The sequence below is a fragment of the Micromonospora sp. DT231 genome (assembly GCF_049847025.1).
Taxonomy (GTDB): domain Bacteria; phylum Actinomycetota; class Actinomycetes; order Mycobacteriales; family Micromonosporaceae; genus Micromonospora.
On sequence record NZ_JBNCNO010000033.1, the window covers coordinates 1 to 2,402 of the forward strand.

Here is a 2,402-nt window from a genome sequence, read left to right on the forward strand (position 1 = left end):
GCCTCCCACGACGTCTCCAACAGCAGGCGCTGCTGCGGGTCCATCGCCAGCGCCTCACGCGGACTGATCCCGAAGAACGCCGGATCGAACTCGGCGGCGTCGTGCACGAAAGCGCCCTGCGACGCGTAGGACGTGCCGGGCTGCTCGCCGTTGGGGTCGAAGAGTCCGTCCAGGTCCCAACCGCGGTCGCGGGGGAAGTCGCCGACCGCGTCGGTGCCGTCGGCGACCAAGTGCCACAGCTGCTCGGCCGAGCGGACGCCGCCCGGGTAGCGGCAGGCCATGGCGACGATGGCGATCGGCTCGTCGGTGCCGGGTGCCGCCGGGGCAGGCCCGGCGACCGCGGCCTGTTCGGTGTGCGGCACGAGGCGCGTCGCCAGGTATTCGGCCAGGCGCCGGGCGGTCGGGTGGTCGAAGACGACGGTGGCGGGCAGTCGTAGCCCGGTCGCGGTGCCGAGCCGGTTGCGTACGTCCACAGCCGTCAACGAGTCGAAGCCGAGTTCGCGGAACGCGCGGTCCGGTTCGACCTGTCCGGGTGTGTCGTGGCGGAGGACTTTCGCGGCTTCGACGCGTACCAGATCAAGCAAGGTTTCTTTTTGAGCGGCGCGGGAGAGGCCTGCGAGTTTCCGGGCCAGTGGTGATCCGGTCGCGCCGGTGGCGGCTTTGGCATCGTCATCATCGGCGAGGGCTTGCACCTCGGGCAGGTCGGCGATGAGGGGCCGGGCGCGGTGCACGGTGTACGAGGGCGCGAAGGTGGCCCAGTCGATGTCTGCGACGGTTATGGTTGCCACGTCCTCGGCGAGCGCGGTGGCCAGCGCCGTGAGCGCGCCGTCCGCCGGCATCGGCCGCAGGCCGCGCCGCCGCAGCTGGTCGGCCGCGTCGCCGCCGGCCATGCCGTCGCCGGCCCACGGGCCCCAGGACACCGCGGTCGCGGGCCGGCCGGATGCCCGGCGGTGCAGCGCGAGCGCGTCCAGGTAGGCGTTCGCCGCCGCGTAGGCCGCCTGTCCGCCGCTGCCCCAGATGCCGGCGCCGGAGGAGAAGAGCAGGAACAGGCCGAGGTCGGCATCGGCGGTCAGCTCGTCGAGGTGGCGCGCGGCATCCGCCTTGGACCGCAGCACCGCGGCGACCGTCTCCGGGGTGAGGTCGGCGACGAGGCCGGGTTCGAGCGTGCCGGCGGCGTGCACGACACCGGAGAGTGGACGGTCGGCAGGGATGGTTTCCAGTACGGCCACCAGCGCGGCCCGGTCCGCGACGTCGCAGGTGGCAACTGTGACGTCGGTGCCACCCGCTCGAAGTTCGGCAGTGAGTTCCTCGACTCCGGGGGCGGTCGGCCCGCTACGGCTGAGCAGCAGCAGATGGTCGGCGCCCTGCTCGGCGAGCCACCGGGCAAGCCGTCCGCCGAGCGCGCCGGTGCCGCCGGTGATGAGGATGGTGCCGGCGGGCGGACGCCACGGGCCGTTCGTGACGCCGGCCGGAAGGTGCCGCATGCGTGGGGCGAAGAGGCCGGACGACCGTACGGCGATCTGGTCTTCCCCCGAGGTGCCGCCGACTGCCGTCAGCACCCGGTCGGCGACCCGGTCGTCGATCTCCGGTGGCAGGTCGAGGAGGCCGCCCCAACGGTCGGGGTGTTCCAGGGCGACAACCCGGCCCAGGCCCCACAGTCGCGCCTGGGCGGGTTCGCGCAGCGGATCGGACCGGCCGATGCTGACGGCGCCCGAGGTGAGGCACCACAGCGGTGCGGCGACCCCGTCGAGGGCCTGGACGAGCTCGACGGTGTCGGGCAGGCCCGTGGCGTCGTCGAGCCCGAGCAGCGACACGATGCGGTCCGGGACGCCGGTCTCGGCGAGCGCCACGGCGACCGCCTCCGCCACCGGCGTGTCCCAGTCGACGGCGGTCTCGACGACTGTTGCACCGTGCCGGGCCGCCGCGGTGGTGAGCGCGGCCGTCAGGCCGGCACGGGTCACCTCGGCCGTGAGTGCCACCGGGAGGCCTGCGGCGAGGCCGGGCCGGGTGACGACGAGCCACGTGCCGGGCACGGACGTGGCCGGGTCGCCGGTGAGTGGCTGCCAGGCCAGCCGGTAGCGCCAGCCGTCGATCCGGTTCCGCCGTTGCCGATTGCGGCGCCAGTCGGCGAGCACGGGCAGCGCCGGCGCCAGCAGCGGCTCCGCGTCGCCTCCGGCGTCGAGCGCGGCGGTCAGGCCGGCGAGGTCGCCTTCGCTGACCGCAGCCCAGAACTTCGCCTCGGCGGGGTCGGCGGACGCGGCCTTCGTCTCCGGTTCCGGCACCCAGTAGCGCTGGCGTTGGAAGGGGTAGGTGGGCAGGTCAGCAGGAGTGACGCCGGCGAACTGGGTGGCCCAGTCGATCGGGACGCCCTGCACCCACGCCTCCGCCGCCGACCGCACCAC

1 protein-coding gene is annotated in these 2,402 nt (G+C 74.2%); it reads right to left on the reverse strand.

Annotated features, from left to right (window positions below; all coding sequences use genetic code 11):
* Positions 1–2,375 (reverse strand): SDR family NAD(P)-dependent oxidoreductase (locus ACPXBU_RS34775; RefSeq protein WP_425761392.1); only part of this gene is annotated, 2,375 nt, incomplete at its 3' end.
* Positions 2,376–2,402: the final 27 nt, after the last annotated feature.